The sequence below is a fragment of the Brevundimonas vesicularis genome (assembly GCF_027886425.1).
GTDB lineage: Bacteria > Pseudomonadota > Alphaproteobacteria > Caulobacterales > Caulobacteraceae > Brevundimonas > Brevundimonas vesicularis_C.
The window spans coordinates 2,834,297-2,852,631 of sequence record NZ_CP115671.1; the positions used below are offsets into that span (position 1 = coordinate 2,834,297).

An 18,335-nucleotide genomic window follows, 5' to 3' on the forward strand; every position below is an offset into this window, starting at 1 on the left:
CATGGCCTACAAGGCGCCTGTCCGCGACTTCACCTTCATCCTGAATGAAGTGCTGGAGATCGACCGCTACACCAACCAGCCGGGCTTCCAGGACGTCTCTTCGGATCTGGTCAGCCAGATCCTGGAAGAAGGCGCCAAGTTCGCCGACGAGGTCATCGCCCCGATCAACAATCCGGGCGACAAGGAAGGCTGTCACTGGGCCGAGGGCGGCGTGGTGACGGGACCCAAGGGCTGGAAGGAAGCCTATAAGGCCATGTCCGAAGCCGGCTGGATGGCGCTGGCCGCCGACCCGGCGTACGGCGGTCAGGGCATGCCCAGCGTGGTGGCCTCGGCCTTCGGTCAGATGACGGCCGGCGCCTCGGCCGCCTTTTCGATGTATCCGGGCCTGACGGCCGGCGCCTATGCCGGCATCCACGCCAATGCCTCCGAAGAGCTGAAGCAGAAGTATCTGCCCAAGATGGCGACCGGCGAATGGTCGGGCACGATGAACCTGACCGAGCCGCAGTGCGGCACGGATCTGGGCATGGTGCGCACCAAGGCCGTGCCGAACGGCGACGGCTCCTATTCGATCACCGGCCAGAAGATCTGGATCTCGGCGGGCGAGCACGACTTCGCCGACAACATCATCCACACGGTGCTGGCCCGCGTCGAAGGCGCGGTTCCGGGCATCAAGGGCCTGTCGCTGTTCGTCGTGCCAAAGTTCCTGGTCAATGAGGACGGCTCGCTGGGCGAGCGCAACAGCCTGGAATGCGCCGGCCTCGAGCACAAGATGGGCATCCACGGCAACGCTACGGCGGTCATGCAGTATGACGGCGCCAAGGGCTGGCTGATCGGCGAAGAAGGCCGCGGCATGAACAATATGTTCGTCGTGATGAACGAGGCCCGCCTCGGCACCGGCCTGCAAGGCCTGGCCATCGGCACCGCCGCCTATCAGGCCGCCGTCGAGTTCGCCAAGGACCGCCTGCAAGGCCGTTCGCTGACCGGACCGAAGAACCCGGACGGCCCGGCAGACAGCATCATGGTCCATCCCGACGTGCGCCGCATGCTGCTGGAATCCAAGGCCTTCGTCGAAGGCGGCCAGGCCTTCATCCTGTGGACCGCGCTTCACGCCGATCTGGAGAAGTCCGAGGACGCGGCCGTGGCCCAGAAGGCCAAGGATTACATGGGCCTGCTGACGCCGGTGCTGAAGGCCTATTTGACCGACAAGGGCTTCCATGTCGCGTCTTTGGGCATGCAGGTGCACGGCGGTTCTGGCTACACCGAACACTTCACCGCCTCGCAGTATCTGCGCGACGCCCGCATCACCATGATCTACGAGGGCACCAACGGCATCCAGGCGCTGGATCTGGTCGGCCGCAAGCTGCCCGCCAACGGCGGTCGCGCCATCATGACCTGGTTCGGCGAGATCGACGCCTTCGTCGCCGAGAACAGCGGCAATGAGGCGATCAAGCCCTTCGTCGACGGCCTGGCCGACGCCAAGGCCAAGCTGCAGGACGGCACCATGTGGCTGATGCAAAACGGCATGGCCAATCCGGACAACGCCGGCGCCGCATCGACCGACTATCTGAACGTCTTCGGCCTGACGGCTCTGGCCTATATGTGGGCGCAGATGGCCAAGGTGGCTCAAGCCCAGGTCGAGGCCGGTTCGACCGACCCCTACTACGCCACCAAGCTTCAGACCGGCCGCTACTTCGTCGAGCGCATCCTGCCCGACGCCGAAGCCCATCTGAAGAAGATGAAGACCGGCGCCGACGTGCTGATGGCCATGCCGGCCGAGGCGTTCTGATCTCAAACTGACGACGAAACGGGTCGGCGATCTCGCCGGCCCGTTTTTCTTACCGACCAGACGGGCAAAAGCCCGCGAACCTCAGGGACGAAACCGATGAACGTGCTGGGCAGCCCCGATCCCGATTTCATGCGTGAAGAAGAGATCACCCTCTTCTCCGACAGCGTCGGCAAATGGATCGACGAGCACGCGCCGCTTGAGAAGGTGCAGCAGTGGATCGCCGACTCCTCGGTGCCGCGTCAGCTGTGGAACGACGCGGGCGAGGCGGGTCTGCTGGGCCTGTCGCTGCCGGAAGAGGACGGCGGCTTCGGCGGCGACTATCGGCACGAGGTCGTCCTGATGCGTCAGCTGGGCTGGAAGGGCGCGGACCACTTCGGCATCTCGCTGCACAATGCGATCGTCATGCCCTACATCTGGCATTACGGCACCGAGGAGCAGAAGCAGCGCTGGCTGCCGCGCCTGCAATCGGGCGAACTGGTCGGCGCCATCGCCATGACCGAACCGGGCGCCGGCTCGGACCTGCAAGGCGTCAAGACGACGGCGGTCAAGTCGGGCAACGGCTATGTCGTCAACGGCTCCAAGACCTTCATCACCAACGGCCAGCTGGCCAACTTCCTGATCGTGGTCGCCAAGACCGATCCGGCCGAGGGCGCCAAGGGCACCTCGCTGATCGTGGTGGAAACCGATGGCGCGGAAGGGTTCGAGCGTGGTCGCAACCTGCATAAGATCGGCATGGAGGCCAACGACACCTCCGAACTGTTCTTTAACGACGTGAAGGTCCCCGGCGACAACATCATCGGCGGGACCGAAGGCCAGGGCTTCGTCCAGCTGATGCAGCAGCTGCCCCAGGAGCGGCTGAACATCGCCGTCCAGGGCGTCGCCGCAGCCGAGCGCGGCCTTGAGGCGACCCTCGCCTACGTCAAGGAGCGCAAGGCGTTCGGCAAGCGGGTCATCGACTTCCAGAACACCCAGTTCAAGCTCGCCGAGGTCAAGACCAAGCTGACCGTCGCCAAGGTCTTCACCGACCACTGCATCGGCCTGCATCTGCAGGGGAAACTCGATGCCGCCACCGCCTCCATGGCCAAATACTGGGTCACCGACATCCAGGGCGAGACCATCGACGAGATGCTCCAGCTCCACGGCGGCTATGGCTATATGAACGAATATCCCATCGCCCAGCTGTACAAGGACGCCCGCGTCCAACGCATCTACGGCGGCACCAACGAGATCATGAAACTGCTGATCGCGCGGACGCTCTGACAGCCCGCTTGCCCAAATGTACAGAATTCTGTACATTTGGGCCATGAATGCGATGTCCGTCACCGAACTCCGCAAGAACCTCGCCGCGGCCATCGACCGGGTGACGGCGGATCATGACTATACCATCATCACACGCGAAGGCGGTAAGCCGGCGGCGGTGCTGATGTCGCTGGAGGACTTCGCCTCGTGGCAGGAGACGGAGTATCTGCTGCGCAGCCCGGCGAACGCCGCGCGGTTGCGTGAAGCGATCGCCGAACTCGATGAGGGCGGCGGTCAGGTTCGCGAACTGATCGAAGAATGAAGCTGACCTTCCAGACCTACGGGTGGGAGGATTACCTTCACTGGCAAGACCATGATCGAAAGATGCTGCGAAAGCTCAATCGGCTGATCATGGAATGCCAGCGGACGCCTTTTTCCGGGACTGGAAAGCCAGAACCCTTGAAGGGCGATTTTGCGGGATGGTGGTCGCGACGCATCGACCGGGAACATCGGCTCGTCTATCGCGTGACGGACGATGCGCTTTTGATCGCCCAATGCCGCTATCACTACGACCGATGATCCGCCTTTACGTCACATCGCCGCTCGCCGCCGCCGCTCCCGTCCCGCCCACCTTGGACCAGTCGCGCTATCTGACCCAGGTCATGCGCTTGAAGGTCGGGGACGACCTGCTGGTGTTCAACGGGCGCGACGGGGAGTGGCGTTGCACGGTCGCGGAAGTGCTGAAGAAGGGCGTGATCCTGCGCGCCGAGGAACAGGTGCGACCCCAGACCTTTGGTCCCGATCTGGAACTGATCGTGGCGGTGGTGAAGAAGGCTCGCGTCGAGACCATTGTGGAGAAGGCCGCCGAGCTGGGCGCGCGCCGGGTACGACTGGTCCTGACGAAACGCACCAACGCCGACCGCATCCGCCTGGACCGGCTGGACGCCATCGCCGAAGAGGCCGCCGAACAGACCGGGCGGATGGACGTGCCCGCCGTCGATGATCCGATCAAGCTGGACGCCCTGCTGGACGGCTGGGAAACCGGACGCCGGCTGATGTTCTGCGACGAGACGGGCGGGGCGCCCGCCGTCTCGTCCCTGCACGACGCAGGCGAAGGCCCCTGGTCCATCCTGATCGGGCCGGAAGGCGGGTTCTCGCCGGAAGAGGGCAAGCGGCTGCGGTCCCTGCCCTTCACCACCGCCGTGTCGCTGGGCCCGCGCATCCTGCGCGCCGACACCGCCGCCATCGCCGCCATGACCCTGTGGCAGGCGGCCGTCGGTGATTGGGAACGCTAACTTTTAATCCCGCTCATCCCCGCGAAAGCGGGGACCCAGGGCTTTGTGCGATGACCATCAACATCATGCGCCTGCGGCCATCTCGGACGTTCGCGCGGCGAAAAACTGGATCCCCGCTTTCGCGGGGACGAGCGGATTTCATTCCACCCCTTGAGGAACTTGGCTTTAGCCGCCATCTAGCCGCGACAGCAGGGGTTACAGATGGCCGAGAACGCGCCGCTTTCCAGAGACGCTCTGATCGAGGCCATGTCCAAGGGGATCAAGCCCAAGGACCAGTGGCGCATCGGCGCCGAGCACGAGAAGTTCGGCTTCGACAAGACCACACTGGCGCGCCCCGCCTATGACGGACCGAACGGCATCAAGGCGATGCTGGAGGGGCTGCAACGCTTCGGATGGTCGCCCGTCGAGGAAAACGGCTTTCTGATCGGACTGGAGCGCAGGAACAGCGAAGGCTTCGTCGCCTCAGTCAGCCTGGAGCCCGGCGGTCAGTTCGAGCTGTCGGGTGCGCCGCTTCTGACCATCCACGACATCTGCAACGAGACCGGCCAGCATCTGATGGAGGTCAAGCAGGTCGCAGACCAGATCGGCGTCGGCTTCCTGGGCGCCGGCTTCGACCCGCTGTGGACGCGCGAACAGGTGCCGGTCATGCCCAAGGGCCGCTACGACATCATGCGCGCCTATATGCCCAAGGTCGGCACCCTGGGCCTGGACATGATGCTGCGCACCTGCACCATCCAGGCGAACCTGGACTTCGATTCCGAAGCCGACATGGTGATGAAGTTCCGCACCTCCCTGGCGCTGCAACCCATCGCCACCGCCCTGTTCGCCTGCTCACCCTTCACCGAGGGACGGCCTAACGGGTTCCTGTCGGCCCGGGCCAACGTCTGGACCGACACCGACGCCGACCGCACCGGCATGCTGGGCTTCGTGTTCGAGGAAGGATTCGGCTTCGAGCGCTACGCCGACTATGCGTTGGACACGCCGATGTATTTCGCCAAGCGCGACGGCCATTATGTCGACGCCTCGGGCCAGTCGTTCCGCGATTTCCAGGCCGGCAAACTGCCCGCCCTGCCCGGCCAGTATCCGACCCTGAAGGACTGGAACGACCACCTGACTACCCTCTTCCCCGAGGTGCGGCTGAAGGCCTATCTGGAAATGCGCGGCGCCGACGGCGGGCCGTGGAGCCGGATTTGCGCCCTGCCCGCCCTGTGGGCCGGGGTTCTGTATGACGCGCCGTCGCTGGCCGCCGCCTGGGACCTGGTCAAGGACTGGGACATCGCCGACCACGAACGCCTGCGCCGCGACGTGACCCGCCTGGGTCTGAAAGCCGAGGTGGCGGGCCGATCGGTGCGCGACATCGCCGTGGACCTGGTGAACATCGCCAAACAGGGGCTGAAGAACCGCGCCAAATTCTCGGGCGGCATGGTGGATGAGCGCGGCTACCTGTCGGAACTGGAAGACATCGCCGACAGCGGGATCACCCCGGCCGAACGCCTGCTGGACCTGTATCACGGCGCCTGGCAGGGCGACGTGAAACGCATCTACGCCGATTTCGCCTACTAGGGCGTTGTGTAGTCCGAGCAGTCGGGCAGCGGGGTGTCCGGCCGGTATTCGCCTGCGTTGGCGTCGAAGGCGAACCGCCGGGTAAAGCTGCATTTCGGATCGCGTGCGGTGACCAGGTCGGCGCGCTTCAGCGGCGGCTTCTCCAACGAATCCTCGGATCGCGAGGCGCCGCGCGGATAGGCCGTCGCCGTCGTCTCATAGGTCAGGACCGGCATCGCGTCCGCCGCGTCGCTCGCGGTCAGGGTCGCCGCGAAACTGTATTCGTCATGACAGGCGCCGGCGCGCTGGGTCATGTCCTCCTCGCTGAAACAGGCCCGGATCATCAGCGAACCCTGGATCGGCACGGTCAGCACCGGCGCGGCGCCGGCCTCGCCGTCCGCATCCAGCCGATAGAGTCGCAACTCGGTCGCCTGTCCGCCGCCGCCGGAATACATGCTGCGGCTCTCCATCTCGACCCCGGCCAGAAACCCGCCGTCCGACAGCCGGATCAGGCCATTCCATGGCTTGTAAATTTCCACCTCGCCCGACGCCTCTTGCGGCGCGGCCGGCAGGGCGTCTGGCGCACGGACGACCGGGGTGAAGACCGGCTCGCCGTCACGCGTCTGCTGCGTCAGACCGACACACTGAGCCCCGTCGTCCGTACAGGCCCGATCCTCGGCCAGGGTCAGGGGTTCGATTCCGTCCCCTGATAGCGGGGATTGGAGCATGGCGATCGCGGCGAGAAGCAAGATCATGAGTTGTTCCTAACCGACACGGCGCACGACGCCATCGGCTCTTTTCGATCCTTTGCAAAGGCGAGCTTAACCGATGCGCCGTAACATGGGTCTCAGTTCGAGAGAGTGCGCAATGACCTGTTCGCCCGTTGCGGCCCTGGCCTTCCCCACAGCCGATGTCGATCTGGACACCTTCTTCGATGTGTCGCTGGATCTGCTGGTGGTGCGCGAGCTGGATGGGCGCGTGGTCAAGGCCAGCGCCTCCTGGTTCACCATGCTGGGCTATCGCCCCGACGAGATCGAAGGCCAAGGCCTGTTGCGGCTGATCCACCCGGACGACCATGCCGCCACCCGCCAGAGCATCGTCGAGGTCGAAAACCGGCGGCCGGGCGATCCAGTCCTGGGTCAGGTCAACCGCTATCGCCACAAGGCTGGTCATTACGTCACCGTCGAATGGCGCGCCCATCGTCAGGGCGACCGCATCTATGGCATCGCCCGCGACGTGACCGAAAAGGTCGCCGCCGAACGCGCCCTGCGCGAGGCCACCGCCGCCGCCGAGGCCGCCAACCGCGCCAAATCCGACTTCCTGGCCAATATGAGCCATGAGATCCGCACGCCCCTGAACGGCGTGATCGGCATCGTCGACGCCCTGTCGCGCACCGAGCTGACGCCCGAGCAGGCCGAGATGGTGGCCCTGATCGCACGATCCGGCGTGACGTTGGAACGGCTGGTGTCCGACATTCTGGATGTGTCCAAGATCGAGGCCGGGCATCTGGACCTGGAAAGCCGGCCTTTCGATCTGGACGAGGCCATCGCCGCCCCGCTGGACGTCATGCGGTTGAAGGCCGAGGCCAAGGGACTGACCTTCGACATCCGCCGCGACGCCGATGCGCGCGGAATGTTCGTCGGCGACAGCACCCGCATCCGTCAGGTGCTCGACAATCTGCTGTCCAACGCCATCAAGTTCACCCATCAGGGCTCGGTCGGCGTCGCCCTTGCTGTGGACGAGGATTCCGACGGCCTGACCCAGCTGACGCTGCGGGTCGAGGATACCGGCGTCGGCTTTTCTTCCGACCACGCGGCCCGGCTATTCGATCGGTTCAGCCAGGCCGACAGCACCATCACGCGCCGGTTCGGCGGCACGGGCCTGGGCCTGTCGATCTGTCGTTCGCTGGTCGAACTGATGGGCGGGCGGATTTCCGCAGCCTCCACGTCGGGCGTCGGCAGCCAGTTCACCGTCGAGATCCCCCTGACGCGCGCCGCCTCCCTGACCGAACACGATGCCCAACGACGCGCGCGTTCGGCCGAGGCCAACCGCCCCCTGGCGCCCCTGCGCGTGCTGCTGGCCGAGGATCACCCGGTCAACCAGCGCGTCGTGCAGTTGATCCTGGCGGCGCACGCCATGCAGGTCGTCACCGTCGCAGATGGCGAACAGGCCCTGGCCGCCTTCCAGTCCGAGACCTTCGATCTGATTCTGATGGACATGCAGATGCCGGGCATGGACGGCCTGACCGCCACCCGCGCCATTCGCAGGGTAGAGGCCGCCCGCCCAGAACAGGCCCGCACGCCGATCATCATGCTGAGCGCCAACGCCATGATCGAGCACCGCGACCAGGCGCGCGATGCCGGCGCCGACCTGCACGTCCCCAAGCCCATCACCGCCGCCAGCCTGCTTGCCGGCATCCAGGCGGCGACCGCGTCCTGATCCGACGTTGACAAAGTTTGCCAAGTGCCCATTCTCCTTGAGAGGAGGCCGACCATGGCGACGATGAACATCTCCCTGCCCGATCCGATGAAGGCCTGGGTCGAGGAACAGGCGAAATCCGGGCGCTACGCCAATACGTCGGACGTGGTGCGCGACCTGATCCGCCGCGAGCAGGTCAAGGCCGAGAAGATCGCGCATTGGCAAAGGCTGATCGTCGAGGCCGACGCCTCCGGTGTTTCCGACCAGTCGCCACGTGAAGTGATCGAGGAACTGCGCGCCCAGTTGCGTCGCGCCTCTTGATGCTCCGCCTAAGCCGCGCGGCGCGGGCGGACTTGCAGCAGGTCTATCTGCAAGGCCTCGAGCTGTTCGGGAGCCGTCAGGCCGATGACTATATCGAGGGTCTGTTCGCGAAACTGGACTTGCTTGCCGATTTTCCACGTCTTGGGGCGGCTCGACCGGAGTTGAGCGCGGACGCCCATGTGATCTTCTACAAAAGCCACGCCATTCTCTATCGAATCGACGATGCGGACATGTTCGTTCGACGCATTCGGCACGCGCTTGAGGACTGGCAGTCCGACGCGCCAGGCGTCGGATCGAGCGACGAACGGAGCGAACCATGACCCATTCCATCCATGTCGGCATCGGCGGCTGGACTTATGAGCCTTGGCGCGGGGTCTTCTATCCTGAAGGCTTGGTTCAGAAGCGCGAGCTGGAATATGCGGCGTCGAAACTGACCTCGATTGAGATCAACGGCACCTATTATTCGACCTTCAAGCCTGACAGCTGGAAGAAATGGCGCGACGAGACGCCGGACGGCTTCGTCTTCTCGGTCAAGGCCAGCCGCTATTGCACCAATCGCAAGGTGCTGTCCGAGGGCGCCGAGAGCTTCGACAAATTCCTGAGCCAAGGCCTGACCGAACTGGGCGACAAGCTGGGGCCAATCAACTGGCAGTTCATGGGCACGAAGAAGTTCGATGTCGAGGACTTCGAGGGATTCCTGAAGCTGTTGCCCAGGGAGAAAGACGGAGTGCGGCTGCGGCACGCGCTGGAGGTTCGCAACCCGACCTTCGCCACCGAACAATTCTATGACCTGGCCCGCAAATACGGCGCGGCCATCGTCTATGCGGTCGATGACGAGGAGCCGACCTGGCCCCAGATCGACGAGGCGACCGCCGACTTCAGCTACGCCCGGCTGATGTCCAGCCGCGAGGATGAGCCGACCGGCATGACGGCGACCGAGCTGAATGCGGTGGCGGATCAAGCGAAAACCTGGGCTAAACGCGGCGAGGTCTTCGCCTATTTCATCTCGGGCGCGAAGGTGCGGAACCCGGCGGCGGCTCAGGCGCTGATCGCCAAGCTGAAATAGCGGTCCGTACGCTTGCGGACCCGCGGCCGCCCTCTCATCTGAGGCCGGCTCACTGCAAAGCCTGAAGGACTTTTCCCATGCCGATCGCCACACGCGCCTTCGCCGCGACCGCCGCCGACAAGCCGCTGACGCCCTACAGCTTCGAGCGGCGTGATCCGGGTCCGGACGATGTGCTGATCGACATCAAATATTGCGGCGTCTGCCACTCCGACCTGCATGCCGCGCGCGGCGAGACGGGCGGCACAGCCTTCCCCTTGGTGCCGGGTCATGAGATCGCGGGCGTGGTCAAGGCGGTCGGATCGAACGTCACCCGCTTCAAGGAAGGCGACCGCGTCGGCGTCGGTTGCATGGTCGACAGCTGCCGTGAATGCGCCTCCTGCCAGGAAGGCGTCGAACAATATTGCATCCCCGGCTTCACCGGCACCTACGGCGGCAAGGACAAGAAGGGCGGCACGTCGGAAGCCATCACCCAGGGCGGCTATTCCGACCACATCACCGTCGATCAGCATTTCGTCCTGTCCATCCCCGACAGTCTGGCGCTCGACGTCGCCGCCCCCCTGCTGTGCGCCGGCATCACCACCTATTCGCCGCTGAAGGAGTGGGGCGTGGGACCCGGTTCCAAGGTCGCGGTCATCGGCCTGGGCGGTCTGGGCCATATGGCCGTCAAGCTGGCGGCGGCGATGGGGGCGGAGGTCACCGTCCTGTCCACCTCGGACCGCAAGAAGGCCGACGCCGAACGAATGGGCGCCAAACACTTCCTGATCAACTCCGACAAGGATGCGATGAAGGCGGCGGCCGAGAAGTTCGACCTGATCATCAATACCGTCTCGGCCACGCACGAGATCGCCAGCCACATTCAGCTGCTGGCGCGCGACGGCACCATGATCATGCTGGGCCTGACCACCGAGGGCCTGCCGGTCTTCGCCCTGCCCCTGCTGTGGCGTCGTCGCCGCATCGCCGGCTCGTTGATCGGCGGCATTCGCGAAACGCAGGAGATGCTGGACTTCTGCGCCGAGCACGGCATCGCCTGCGACATCGAGACGATCGCTCCGGATCAGATCAACGACGCCTATGAGCGGATGCTGAAATCCGACGTCCGCTATCGCTTCGTCATCGATATGGAAAAGCTGGCCGCCTGATCGCCGGGACGAAGATCAACGAAACGCGACGGAGGCATGAAACTTCCGTCGCGTCAGATTCTCGCCTTGCGCGCTAGCGCTCGCACGTTAATCCTGAACTCCGACAAGGCCTTCTAAGGGTCTGCATAGGGACAGGAGACGATATGGCGCGCGTAGCTTTCGTGACGGGCGGGACCCGGGGCATCGGCAAGGCGATCGTTCAGCGCCTTCACGAGGACGGCTTCAAGGTCGCCGCCGGCTATTCCGGCAACGACGAGGCGGCCAGGGCCATCGCCGACGCGCTGGACGTCATGGTGGTCAAAGGCAACGTCGGCAGCTTCGACGACTGCGCCCGCGCGGTGAAGGAGGTCGAGGATCAGCTCGGTCCCATCGACATCCTGGTCAACAACGCCGGCATCACCCGCGACGGCTTCTTCCACAAGATGAGTCACGACCAGTGGTCCGACGTGATCCGCGTCAACATGGACAGCGTCTTCAACATGACGCGCCAGGTCATCAACGGCATGCGCGACCGGGGCCACGGGCGCATCGTCAACATTTCCTCGATCAACGGTCAGAAGGGTCAGATCGGCCAGACCAACTATTCCGCCGCCAAGGCCGGGATGATCGGCTTCACCAAGGCGCTGGCTCTGGAGAATGCGCGCAAGGGCGTGACGGTGAACTGCATCGCGCCCGGCTATATCGACACCGAAATGGTTGGCGCCATGGACCCCAAGGTGCTGGAGGGCATCATCAGCCACATCCCCGTCGGCCGCCTGGGCAAGGGCGAAGAGATCGCCGACATGGTGTCCTGGCTGGTGGGCGAGCGTGCCGGATATGTCACAGGCTGCACACTGTCGCTGAACGGCGGTCAGTACCTGGTGGGTTGAGGCGGGCTTCGCCCAAAATCCGCCGCGCGCGGGTTTCATCAAGTCTGTCATGAAGTTGTTGGGATCGGTCAGGGCGAAAAAATCGCCACGCGTGACCGCGATGGCGGTCGCCGTCATCGCGGTCATCGGCGTGGGCGTCGTCGCGCCCGTGGTCTTCCCGTCCGAAAGCCACGCCCAGTCCCGCCGGACCGTGCCGCCGACCGCCCGCTACGTCAGCAGCAGCGGCCAGGGTTTCATTCTGGACACGTCCGGCTCGCGCCCCTTGATGCGCTTGGAACGCTCGACCGAGGTCTGGGTCTTGCGGCCCACGCCCGCCCCGCGTGGCGACATCATCTATCGCAACGACAACGGCGATCAGGTGCTGCGCGTCACGCCCGACGGCGCCGTCACCTTGTATACGACCGCGACGCCCCAAGGCTCGCCCGCCTCGCGCGTCGGCGAAGCGCAGGGCCTGGCCAGCGCGGCCATGACGGGCGCTCAGCTTGTCGAATATTTCATGCGCCAGAGCTACCGCGCCAGCACGGCGATGGGCCGGCTGATCGTCATCGACGTGGATATCCAGCCCGGCTCGGAACAGGTCGCCGCGGACACCGTCTCGGCCGCCAGCGACGCCATCGTGCGCATGGCGCGGTCCTCCAACCTGCGCGCTCAGGTCGAGCGGGTGCGCCGCGTCGTGGTGTCCGATCAGGGGCGTCCCGGCGTCAGCCTGATCCAGGGCACGCTGCGGATCGTCATCGACGCCGACGCCGGCATCGCCGGCCGCCCGTCTTCGGCCCGCATCGTGCGGGTCGTGGGCGGGGACGCCCTGAACCGCTAGCCCTGGAAGCTGTCCTTGGCCGCCCGGCGCGCGGCGAACTGATCCGCATCCGTGGCGGTCAGGAACGGATTGAACCGCTTCTCCACCCCCAGCATCGTCGGCACGGTCGGCTCGCCGCGCGCGCGCGCCGCGAAGATCGCCTCGGCATGGGCGGCGACTTCTGGCCGGTCATCCAGGCTCAGGGTGAAGCGCGCGTTTGACGCCGTATATTCGTGCGCGCACCAGATCACGGTCTGGTCGGGCCAGGCCTTCAGCCGCTGCAGGCTCTCGAACATCTGCTCGGGCGTGCCCTCGAACAACCGGCCGCAGCCCAGGGCGAACAGGGTGTCGCCGGTAAAGGCCAAGCCGTCCGCCGGCGCATGAAACACCACATGGCCGAGGGTGTGGCCGGGCGTTTCGGTGACCTCGAACCGCGTCTCGCCCACCATCACCACATCGCCGTCAGCGATCACCCGGTCCAGCGGCGCGACCTTTCGCACCTCTTCCGGCCCGATGATATCGCAAGCCCAGTCGGCCTTCAGCCGCGCGTTGCCCTCGGTGTGATCGGGGTGCCAGTGGGTGTTCAGGATCAGGTCCAGACGCCCCCAGCCCAGGCCTTCCAGCTCCTCCAGAATGCGCGCCGCGTCCGGCGTATCGACCGCCGCGACCACGCCGGTCGCGGCGTCGCGGATCAGAAAGCCGTAGTTGTCGCTGCGGCAGGGAAACAGATGCACATCCAGGGTCATGCGCCCATCCTAGCAGCAGGGCCGCCGACAGGCCTATAGTGGGCTCATGCGGCGCAGCATCGACGAGCTTCGAACCTTCTACGGCGAGCCGACCGGCGCGTTGGCGCGACGGCTGGTGGCGCGACGGTTGGACGACGCCTGGGGCGAGGCGGCCGATTGCGACGTGCTGGGCGTCGGTTACGCCACCCCTTGGCTGGACGCCTTCGTCGGCGCGCGGCGCGTCGTCGCGGCCATGCCGGGCGGGCAAGGCGTCGAGCATTGGCCGACGGTCGGTCGCAACCGCACCCTGCTGGTGGATGATCGCCGCCTGCCCTTCCCCGCCGGAGCGTTCGACCGCATCCTGCTGGTTCACGCCCTGGAAGAGGCCGACGATCCCGCCGCCTTGCTGATGGAAGCGGTGCGCGCGCTTTCGCCGACCGGGCGCATCATCCTGGCGGCGGCGGCGCGCGGCGGCCTGTGGGCGCGAGCGGACAACACCCCCTTTGGTCACGGCCGCCCCTTCACCCGGCGCCAGTTGGAACGGCTGGTGCGCGATGTCGGGCTGGAACCGATGGCCTGGTCCCAGACGCTTTATGTCCCGCCTTGGGGGCCGATGCTGCCTCTGGCTGACGGTTTCGAACAAGTCGGTCGCCGGGTGTTTCCCGGAACCGCCGGGCTGATCCTGCTGGAGGCCTCGCGCCACAGCTACGCCCGCATCCGCCCCAGCGGCCATGCCCAGCGCGTCGCCGCCCCCGTCCTGGCGCCCCAACCCGCCGCCTCCGTCTCTTCGCGAGGCGAACATCGCGACTGACGGCGAGTTGACCGTCGCCCCATCTGGCGGGCCGGGCGAAACCGCCTTATGGCGAAGGCCATGCACCGACTGATCCTGATGCGGCACGCCCAGGCCGAAGCCTCCGCGCCCTCCGGCGGCGACGAAGCCCGCCCCCTGTCCGCCGGCGGCCGCGCCGAGGCTCTGCTGATGGGGCGCGCCCTGGCCGAGCGGGGCCTTAAGCCGGACCTTGCCCTGGTGTCCACCGCCGTGCGCACCCGCCAGACCTGGGAGCAGATGCACGACGCCTTCGGCGATGTGGAAGTCCGCGACGAGGACGCCCTCTACAACGCTCCCTCCGACGTGATCCGCCGCTTCGTCGAGGCCAGCGAGGACGAGGCGGGCTGCCTGCTGATCCTGGCCCACAATCCGGGCATCCACGTCCTGGCGGCCGAATATCTGATCGAAAGCGCCGCCTCGCCGGCCGTGGTGGACACGCTGTCGGCCGGCTTCCCGACCGGCGCCGCCGCCCTGTTCAGCGTCGATGTCGCGGGGCGCTGCACCTACGAAGGCTTCCTGACGCCGCGCTCGCTGGGCGCGCCATCCGCATGACCGACATCGCCTACAAGATCGTCGACGCCGCCGAATGGCGCGCCGCCGTCGCCGAGGGCCGATACGACGGCGCACCCGTCGATCTGGCCGACGGCTACATCCATATGTCGACCGAGGCGCAGTTGGCCGAGACTGCGCGACGGCATTTCGCCGGGCGCGGCGACCTGCTGCTGCTGACCGTCGATCTCAGCGGGTTCGGCGACGACCTGATCTGGGAACCGTCGCGCGGCGGCGATCTGTTCCCGCATCTCTACGCCCCCCTGCCCGTCGGCGCCGTCACGGCCTCGCGCGCCTTCTCGGTCACGGCCGAGGGCGAGATGGCGTTCGAGGACGACCGATGAGTCTGGCTGATGTGGGCGCCGCCCTGCTGCGTCGGCTCGATCCGGAGCAGGCGCATCAGTTGGCGATCAAGGGGCTGGCGCTGGCTCCATTGCCGACGCCGCCTGCGGACGATCCGATCCTGAGAACACAGCTGGCGGGGCTGGACCTGCCCAATCCGGTCGGTCTGGCGGCGGGTCTGGACAAGAACGGCGAGGCCCTGCGCGGCCTGTCGCGCCTCGGCTTCGGCTTCGTCGAATGCGGCTCGGTCACGCCCCGACCCCAGCCCGGCAATCCCAAGCCGCGCCTGTTCCGCCTCAGCGAGGACCGGGCGATCATCAACCGGATGGGGTTCAACAACGCCGGGCTAGACGCCTTCGCCGAGCGGCTGGACCAGCGCCCGACGGGCGTCGTGGTCGGCGCCAATCTGGGGGCCAACAAGGACACCGAGGACAAGGCGACTGACTATGTCGCCGGTCTGCAACGCCTCGCCGGCCGCGCCGCCTACTTCACCGTCAACATCTCCTCGCCCAATACGCCGGGCCTGCGCGCGCTACAGGGCCGCGAGCAGTTGGACGACCTTCTGGGTCGCATCAACGCCGCCCGGCCGGCTGCCGCACCTGACCGCGTGCCCGTCTTTCTGAAGATCGCGCCCGATCTGATCGCCGACGAGATCGGCATGATCGTCGAGGCCTCGCTGGCCCATCGGATCGACGGTCTGATCGTGTCCAACACTACGCTGGAGCGCCCCGAGACCCTGCGCTCGCCGGACGCCCACGAGACCGGCGGCCTGTCCGGCGCGCCCATTCGTCCCTTCGCGGAAAAGGCCCTGCGCGCGGCGGCCGAGGCCGCAGCCGGCCGTCTGCCGCTGATCGCCGTCGGCGGCATCGACAGCGGGGCCGAGGCCTATGCCCGCATTCGCCTGGGGGCATCGGCGGTCCAGATCTATTCCGCCCTGATCTACGAGGGGCCGGGCCTGGTCGCCCGTATCAAGCGTGACCTGGCCGCTCGCCTTCGCGCCGACGGTTTTTCCTCAGTAGCAGACGCGGTCGGCGCGCCCCGTTGACGGAGCGTTAGTGTCGACACGTCTAGGGTGACCGATGCGAGCGATCTGCGTTCGTCATCCGAGAGCCTGAATGAAATCGACCGCCGTCGATATCGCTGAAAGCAGCTGGACCGCCGCCGTTCGCCAACGCTCGGCCGCTGCGGTGCAACGGCTCGTGGCGGCGGCGGCTGTCGCCCTGGTGGTGACGCCGATGGTCGGGGTGCGGTTCACCTTCGGCTGGGTCGTGCTGTATATGGCGGTCCAGGCCATGGAAGTGGTCGTCTATCGACCGATCCTGAAATCGCCCGACGAGCTGTCCACGGGACGCAAGCTGGCGATCCTAGCCGTCGTCTTCGCCAATTCGACGGTCTTCTCCTCGCTTTCCCTAGTCCTCTGGTGGATCGGCGGTGCGATTGGCGGCGTCTGCGCCGTCCTGATGCTGACTGCGGTCATGCTGACGGCGATCGTGAACGCCACCCGATGCCAGGCCGTGATGATCGCCGGCCTCGCGCCGCAGGTCGGCTTCCTGCTGGCGACACCCTTCTTCGTCTATGCGCTGCACGCGCCCGGCCCGCTGGTCATGTCGGCCGCAGCGGCCGTGGTGCTGTTCACCTTCTATGTCGCCATCACCGGTCAGCGCATGGTCGAGGCCAGCGTCACCGTCGTCCGCGCCCACGCTTTGGCCGAGGATTCCCGTCTCAGGGCCGAGCGCAGCCTGGCCGACCACACCACCTTCCTGGCCGCCATCGGCCATGACCTGCGCACCCCGATCGGCGCGATCCTGGCCGGCGCCGCCGAGTTTCGCGCGCCCGACGCCCAGTCGCGCAACAGCGCCAATCTGATCACCGACGCCGGCCTGATGATGAAGGCCCTGCTGGACGACCTGCTGGACCACACCCGGATCGGCGCCGGGCGAATGACGGTTGAGGCCAAGGACTTCGACCTGCGGCAAATGCTGGCCCAGACCCTGATGCTGTGGCGCGGCGTCGCCGACGCCAAGGGGCTGAAGCTGCGCATCGAGGGCGCCTCGGCCATGCCGCGCCACGTCAAGGGCGACGTCATGCGCATCCGTCAGGTGCTGAACAACCTGATGTCCAACGCTATGAAGTTCACCGAGCAGGGCCAGATCACCCTGCGGGTCCAGGCCTGGCCCGAGGAGCCGTCGGGATACGCCCTGCTGTTCGAAATCGTGGACACGGGACCGGGCATGACGAGCGACCAATTGGCCCGCCTGTTCACCCCGTTCGACCAGACCGCCGACGGCGTCTCCGCCCGCTACGGCGGCTCGGGCCTGGGTCTGGCGATCAGCCGCAACTTGATCGACCTGATGGGCGGCCGACTGACCGTGCGCAGCGCGCCGGGTCAGGGTTCGCGCTTCACCGTCTCCCTGATCCTGCCGCGCGGCGACGAGGCGGCGCAGATCGTCGAGGTCGTCGATGAAAGCCGCCTGGATATCGCCCGCTCGCTGACGCCCTCGGTCGCGCCCACGCCCCAGCCCGCGGCCGTCGCCCCTTCGCCCGCGCCTGAGCCCGAGCCGGTGGCTGCGCCCCCTGCGGCCGCCGACGAGGCCGAAGACCAGCCGCTGCGCCTGCTGGTCGTGGACGATCACGACATCAACCGCCGCGCGGTGCAGCTGATCCTTCAGCCGCTGGGCTGCGAGATCACGACCGCCGCCGACGGCTTGATCGCGCTGGAACGCTGTCAGGAGGCGGTCTTCGACGTCATCTTCATGGATGTCCGGATGCCCGAGCTGGACGGGAGAGAGACGACGCGTCGCCTGCGCGCCGGCGGCGGACCCAACGCCGCCACCCCGGTCGTCGCCGTCACCGCCGACACCGCGCCCGAGGACGTCGCGGCCTGTCAGGCGGCCGGCATGGCCTATTTCGTCTCCAAGCCCCTGACGCCGCCCGCCCTGATCGGCGCCTTGCAGCACGTCCTGAACGACACCGCCGCTCAGGCCGCGACCGAGGCCGCCTAACCCCGGACGGCCGTGATAAGGCGCGCGGCGAAATCAGGCTGTTTCATCTCGCATTCCCAGACGATTACCACGCGCCAGCCTGACGCCTCCAGCGCCTGAACAGCGGCAGCGTCGCGCGCGCGGTTTCGGCTGATCTTGGCGATCCAGTAATCGGCGTTGGTCTTGGGCTGGCGTGATCCACGGGCGCAATCATGGCCGTGCCAGAAGCAGCCGTGGACGAACAGGGCGACCTTGCGGCCCTTCATCACCACATCCGGACGGCCCGGCAGACCCATGCCGCCCAGCCGATAGCCGATCCCGGCCGCACGCAGGATTCTGCGCACGGCCAGTTCCGGCGACGTATCCCGCCCCTTCACGCGACGCATCACGGCGCTGCGCTTCTCGGGGCTGAACACATCCGTGTTCACGATCAATCCA

The 18,335-nt window shown here is 66.5% G+C and carries 21 protein-coding genes; 18 read left to right on the top strand and 3 right to left on the bottom strand.

Features of this window, described 5'->3' with window-relative positions; genetic code table 11:
• The first annotated feature begins 1 nt into the window (after position 1).
• The 6 genes from PFY01_RS14395 to PFY01_RS14420 all read left to right on the top strand — a co-directional run bounded on the left by PFY01_RS14395 (position 2) and on the right by PFY01_RS14420 (position 5,883).
• A complete protein-coding gene (locus tag PFY01_RS14395; protein ID WP_174085315.1) occupies positions 2–1,786 on the top strand; it encodes an acyl-CoA dehydrogenase C-terminal domain-containing protein in 1,785 nt (594 codons plus the stop codon).
• Between the two features lie 96 nt (positions 1,787–1,882).
• Positions 1,883–3,046 carry an acyl-CoA dehydrogenase family protein gene (locus PFY01_RS14400; RefSeq protein ID WP_055806174.1) on the top strand — a complete coding sequence of 388 codons (1,164 nt, stop codon included), beginning with the start codon at positions 1,883–1,885 and terminating at the stop codon, positions 3,044–3,046.
• A 43-nt stretch (positions 3,047–3,089) separates the two neighbouring features.
• Positions 3,090–3,347, top strand: coding sequence for a type II toxin-antitoxin system Phd/YefM family antitoxin (locus tag PFY01_RS14405; protein WP_271041791.1), 258 nt, complete (start codon positions 3,090–3,092; stop codon positions 3,345–3,347).
• Positions 3,344–3,604 carry a Txe/YoeB family addiction module toxin gene (locus PFY01_RS14410; RefSeq protein ID WP_271041792.1) on the top strand — a complete coding sequence of 87 codons (261 nt, stop codon included), beginning with the start codon at positions 3,344–3,346 and terminating at the stop codon, positions 3,602–3,604. Before PFY01_RS14405 ends, PFY01_RS14410 begins: the two co-directional genes overlap by 4 nt.
• Positions 3,601–4,320: a 16S rRNA (uracil(1498)-N(3))-methyltransferase gene (locus PFY01_RS14415; RefSeq protein ID WP_271041793.1), complete on the top strand. Its 720-nt coding sequence runs from the start codon at positions 3,601–3,603 to the stop codon at positions 4,318–4,320. The genes PFY01_RS14410 and PFY01_RS14415 overlap by 4 nt, the downstream gene beginning before the upstream one ends.
• Positions 4,321–4,521: 201 nt before the next feature.
• Entirely contained in the window at positions 4,522–5,883 is a 1,362-nt protein-coding gene (locus tag PFY01_RS14420) for a glutamate--cysteine ligase (RefSeq protein ID WP_271041794.1), read from the top strand.
• On the opposite strand, the gene PFY01_RS14425 is transcribed toward PFY01_RS14420, so the two are convergent.
• Positions 5,880–6,617, bottom strand: a complete 738-nt coding sequence (locus PFY01_RS14425) for a hypothetical protein (RefSeq protein WP_271041795.1) — start codon at positions 6,615–6,617, stop codon at positions 5,880–5,882. The two genes, PFY01_RS14420 and PFY01_RS14425, sit on opposite strands and share 4 nt — an antisense overlap.
• A 112-nt stretch (positions 6,618–6,729) precedes the next feature.
• Here PFY01_RS14425 and PFY01_RS14430 point away from each other — a divergent pair, with 112 nt between their 5' ends.
• From PFY01_RS14430 to PFY01_RS14460, 7 genes are all read left to right on the top strand, one after another.
• Positions 6,730–8,301 (top strand): ATP-binding protein, encoded by a 1,572-nt coding sequence (locus PFY01_RS14430; RefSeq protein ID WP_271041796.1) that lies wholly within the window; start codon positions 6,730–6,732, stop codon positions 8,299–8,301.
• A gap of 54 nt (positions 8,302–8,355) precedes the next feature.
• Positions 8,356–8,601, top strand: coding sequence for a type II toxin-antitoxin system ParD family antitoxin (locus tag PFY01_RS14435; protein ID WP_045809783.1), 246 nt, complete (start codon positions 8,356–8,358; stop codon positions 8,599–8,601).
• Complete coding sequence (locus PFY01_RS14440) at positions 8,601–8,921, top strand: type II toxin-antitoxin system RelE/ParE family toxin (RefSeq protein WP_271041797.1); 321 nt, start codon at positions 8,601–8,603, stop codon at positions 8,919–8,921. Before PFY01_RS14435 ends, PFY01_RS14440 begins: the two co-directional genes overlap by 1 nt.
• The gene (locus PFY01_RS14445) at positions 8,918–9,667 is read left to right on the top strand and encodes a DUF72 domain-containing protein (RefSeq protein ID WP_271041798.1); all 750 of its coding nucleotides are present in this window, start codon (positions 8,918–8,920) and stop codon (positions 9,665–9,667) included. The genes PFY01_RS14440 and PFY01_RS14445 overlap by 4 nt, the downstream gene beginning before the upstream one ends.
• A 77-nt stretch (positions 9,668–9,744) precedes the next feature.
• Entirely contained in the window at positions 9,745–10,806 is a 1,062-nt protein-coding gene (locus tag PFY01_RS14450) for an NAD(P)-dependent alcohol dehydrogenase (RefSeq protein WP_066549790.1), read from the top strand.
• Positions 10,807–10,949: 143 nt separating this feature from the next.
• A complete protein-coding gene (phbB, locus tag PFY01_RS14455) occupies positions 10,950–11,675 on the top strand; it encodes an acetoacetyl-CoA reductase (RefSeq protein WP_066549787.1) in 726 nt (241 codons plus the stop codon).
• A gap of 100 nt (positions 11,676–11,775) precedes the next feature.
• The gene (locus PFY01_RS14460; protein ID WP_271043074.1) at positions 11,776–12,492 is read left to right on the top strand and encodes a DUF4908 domain-containing protein; all 717 of its coding nucleotides are present in this window, start codon (positions 11,776–11,778) and stop codon (positions 12,490–12,492) included.
• Here the strand turns inward: PFY01_RS14460 and gloB are convergent.
• Positions 12,489–13,217, bottom strand: a complete 729-nt coding sequence (gene gloB / locus PFY01_RS14465) for a hydroxyacylglutathione hydrolase (protein ID WP_271041799.1) — start codon at positions 13,215–13,217, stop codon at positions 12,489–12,491. The genes PFY01_RS14460 and gloB overlap by 4 nt on opposite strands.
• A 46-nt stretch (positions 13,218–13,263) precedes the next feature.
• Here gloB and PFY01_RS14470 point away from each other — a divergent pair, with 46 nt between their 5' ends.
• From PFY01_RS14470 to PFY01_RS14490, 5 genes are all read left to right on the top strand, one after another.
• Positions 13,264–14,007 (top strand): class I SAM-dependent methyltransferase, encoded by a 744-nt coding sequence (locus PFY01_RS14470; protein ID WP_271041800.1) that lies wholly within the window; start codon positions 13,264–13,266, stop codon positions 14,005–14,007.
• Positions 14,008–14,067: 60 nt separating this feature from the next.
• Entirely contained in the window at positions 14,068–14,577 is a 510-nt protein-coding gene (locus tag PFY01_RS14475) for a SixA phosphatase family protein (RefSeq protein ID WP_271041801.1), read from the top strand.
• Positions 14,574–14,918: a DUF952 domain-containing protein gene (locus tag PFY01_RS14480; protein ID WP_271041802.1), complete on the top strand. Its 345-nt coding sequence runs from the start codon at positions 14,574–14,576 to the stop codon at positions 14,916–14,918. Before PFY01_RS14475 ends, PFY01_RS14480 begins: the two co-directional genes overlap by 4 nt.
• A complete protein-coding gene (locus tag PFY01_RS14485; protein WP_271041803.1) occupies positions 14,915–15,961 on the top strand; it encodes a quinone-dependent dihydroorotate dehydrogenase in 1,047 nt (348 codons plus the stop codon). Before PFY01_RS14480 ends, PFY01_RS14485 begins: the two co-directional genes overlap by 4 nt.
• Before the next feature lie 70 nt (positions 15,962–16,031).
• Entirely contained in the window at positions 16,032–17,918 is a 1,887-nt protein-coding gene (locus PFY01_RS14490; protein WP_271041804.1) for an ATP-binding protein, read from the top strand.
• On the opposite strand, the gene PFY01_RS14495 is transcribed toward PFY01_RS14490, so the two are convergent.
• Positions 17,915–18,325 carry a very short patch repair endonuclease gene (locus tag PFY01_RS14495; protein ID WP_271041805.1) on the bottom strand — a complete coding sequence of 137 codons (411 nt, stop codon included), beginning with the start codon at positions 18,323–18,325 and terminating at the stop codon, positions 17,915–17,917. The two genes, PFY01_RS14490 and PFY01_RS14495, sit on opposite strands and share 4 nt — an antisense overlap.
• Positions 18,326–18,335: the final 10 nt, after the last annotated feature.

What these genes read in the sequence shown, in the direction of transcription:
- PFY01_RS14395 (WP_174085315.1), top strand. Translation starts at nt 2, where the DNA reads ATGGCCTACAAGGCGCCTGTCCGCGACTTCACCTTCATCCTGAATGAA.
- PFY01_RS14400 (WP_055806174.1), top strand. Translation starts at nt 1,883, where the DNA reads ATGAACGTGCTGGGCAGCCCCGATCCCGATTTCATGCGTGAAGAAGAG.
- PFY01_RS14405 (WP_271041791.1), top strand. Translation starts at nt 3,090, where the DNA reads ATGAATGCGATGTCCGTCACCGAACTCCGCAAGAACCTCGCCGCGGCC.
- PFY01_RS14410 (WP_271041792.1), top strand. Translation starts at nt 3,344, where the DNA reads ATGAAGCTGACCTTCCAGACCTACGGGTGGGAGGATTACCTTCACTGG.
- PFY01_RS14415 (WP_271041793.1), top strand. Translation starts at nt 3,601, where the DNA reads ATGATCCGCCTTTACGTCACATCGCCGCTCGCCGCCGCCGCTCCCGTC.
- PFY01_RS14420 (WP_271041794.1), top strand. Translation starts at nt 4,522, where the DNA reads ATGGCCGAGAACGCGCCGCTTTCCAGAGACGCTCTGATCGAGGCCATG.
- PFY01_RS14425 (WP_271041795.1), bottom strand. Translation starts at nt 6,617, where the DNA reads ATGATCTTGCTTCTCGCCGCGATCGCCATGCTCCAATCCCCGCTATCA.
- PFY01_RS14430 (WP_271041796.1), top strand. Translation starts at nt 6,730, where the DNA reads ATGACCTGTTCGCCCGTTGCGGCCCTGGCCTTCCCCACAGCCGATGTC.
- PFY01_RS14435 (WP_045809783.1), top strand. Translation starts at nt 8,356, where the DNA reads ATGGCGACGATGAACATCTCCCTGCCCGATCCGATGAAGGCCTGGGTC.
- PFY01_RS14440 (WP_271041797.1), top strand. Translation starts at nt 8,601, where the DNA reads ATGCTCCGCCTAAGCCGCGCGGCGCGGGCGGACTTGCAGCAGGTCTAT.
- PFY01_RS14445 (WP_271041798.1), top strand. Translation starts at nt 8,918, where the DNA reads ATGACCCATTCCATCCATGTCGGCATCGGCGGCTGGACTTATGAGCCT.
- PFY01_RS14450 (WP_066549790.1), top strand. Translation starts at nt 9,745, where the DNA reads ATGCCGATCGCCACACGCGCCTTCGCCGCGACCGCCGCCGACAAGCCG.
- phbB (WP_066549787.1), top strand. Translation starts at nt 10,950, where the DNA reads ATGGCGCGCGTAGCTTTCGTGACGGGCGGGACCCGGGGCATCGGCAAG.
- PFY01_RS14460 (WP_271043074.1), top strand. Translation starts at nt 11,776, where the DNA reads ATGGCGGTCGCCGTCATCGCGGTCATCGGCGTGGGCGTCGTCGCGCCC.
- gloB (WP_271041799.1), bottom strand. Translation starts at nt 13,217, where the DNA reads ATGACCCTGGATGTGCATCTGTTTCCCTGCCGCAGCGACAACTACGGC.
- PFY01_RS14470 (WP_271041800.1), top strand. Translation starts at nt 13,264, where the DNA reads ATGCGGCGCAGCATCGACGAGCTTCGAACCTTCTACGGCGAGCCGACC.
- PFY01_RS14475 (WP_271041801.1), top strand. Translation starts at nt 14,068, where the DNA reads ATGCACCGACTGATCCTGATGCGGCACGCCCAGGCCGAAGCCTCCGCG.
- PFY01_RS14480 (WP_271041802.1), top strand. Translation starts at nt 14,574, where the DNA reads ATGACCGACATCGCCTACAAGATCGTCGACGCCGCCGAATGGCGCGCC.
- PFY01_RS14485 (WP_271041803.1), top strand. Translation starts at nt 14,915, where the DNA reads ATGAGTCTGGCTGATGTGGGCGCCGCCCTGCTGCGTCGGCTCGATCCG.
- PFY01_RS14490 (WP_271041804.1), top strand. Translation starts at nt 16,032, where the DNA reads ATGAAATCGACCGCCGTCGATATCGCTGAAAGCAGCTGGACCGCCGCC.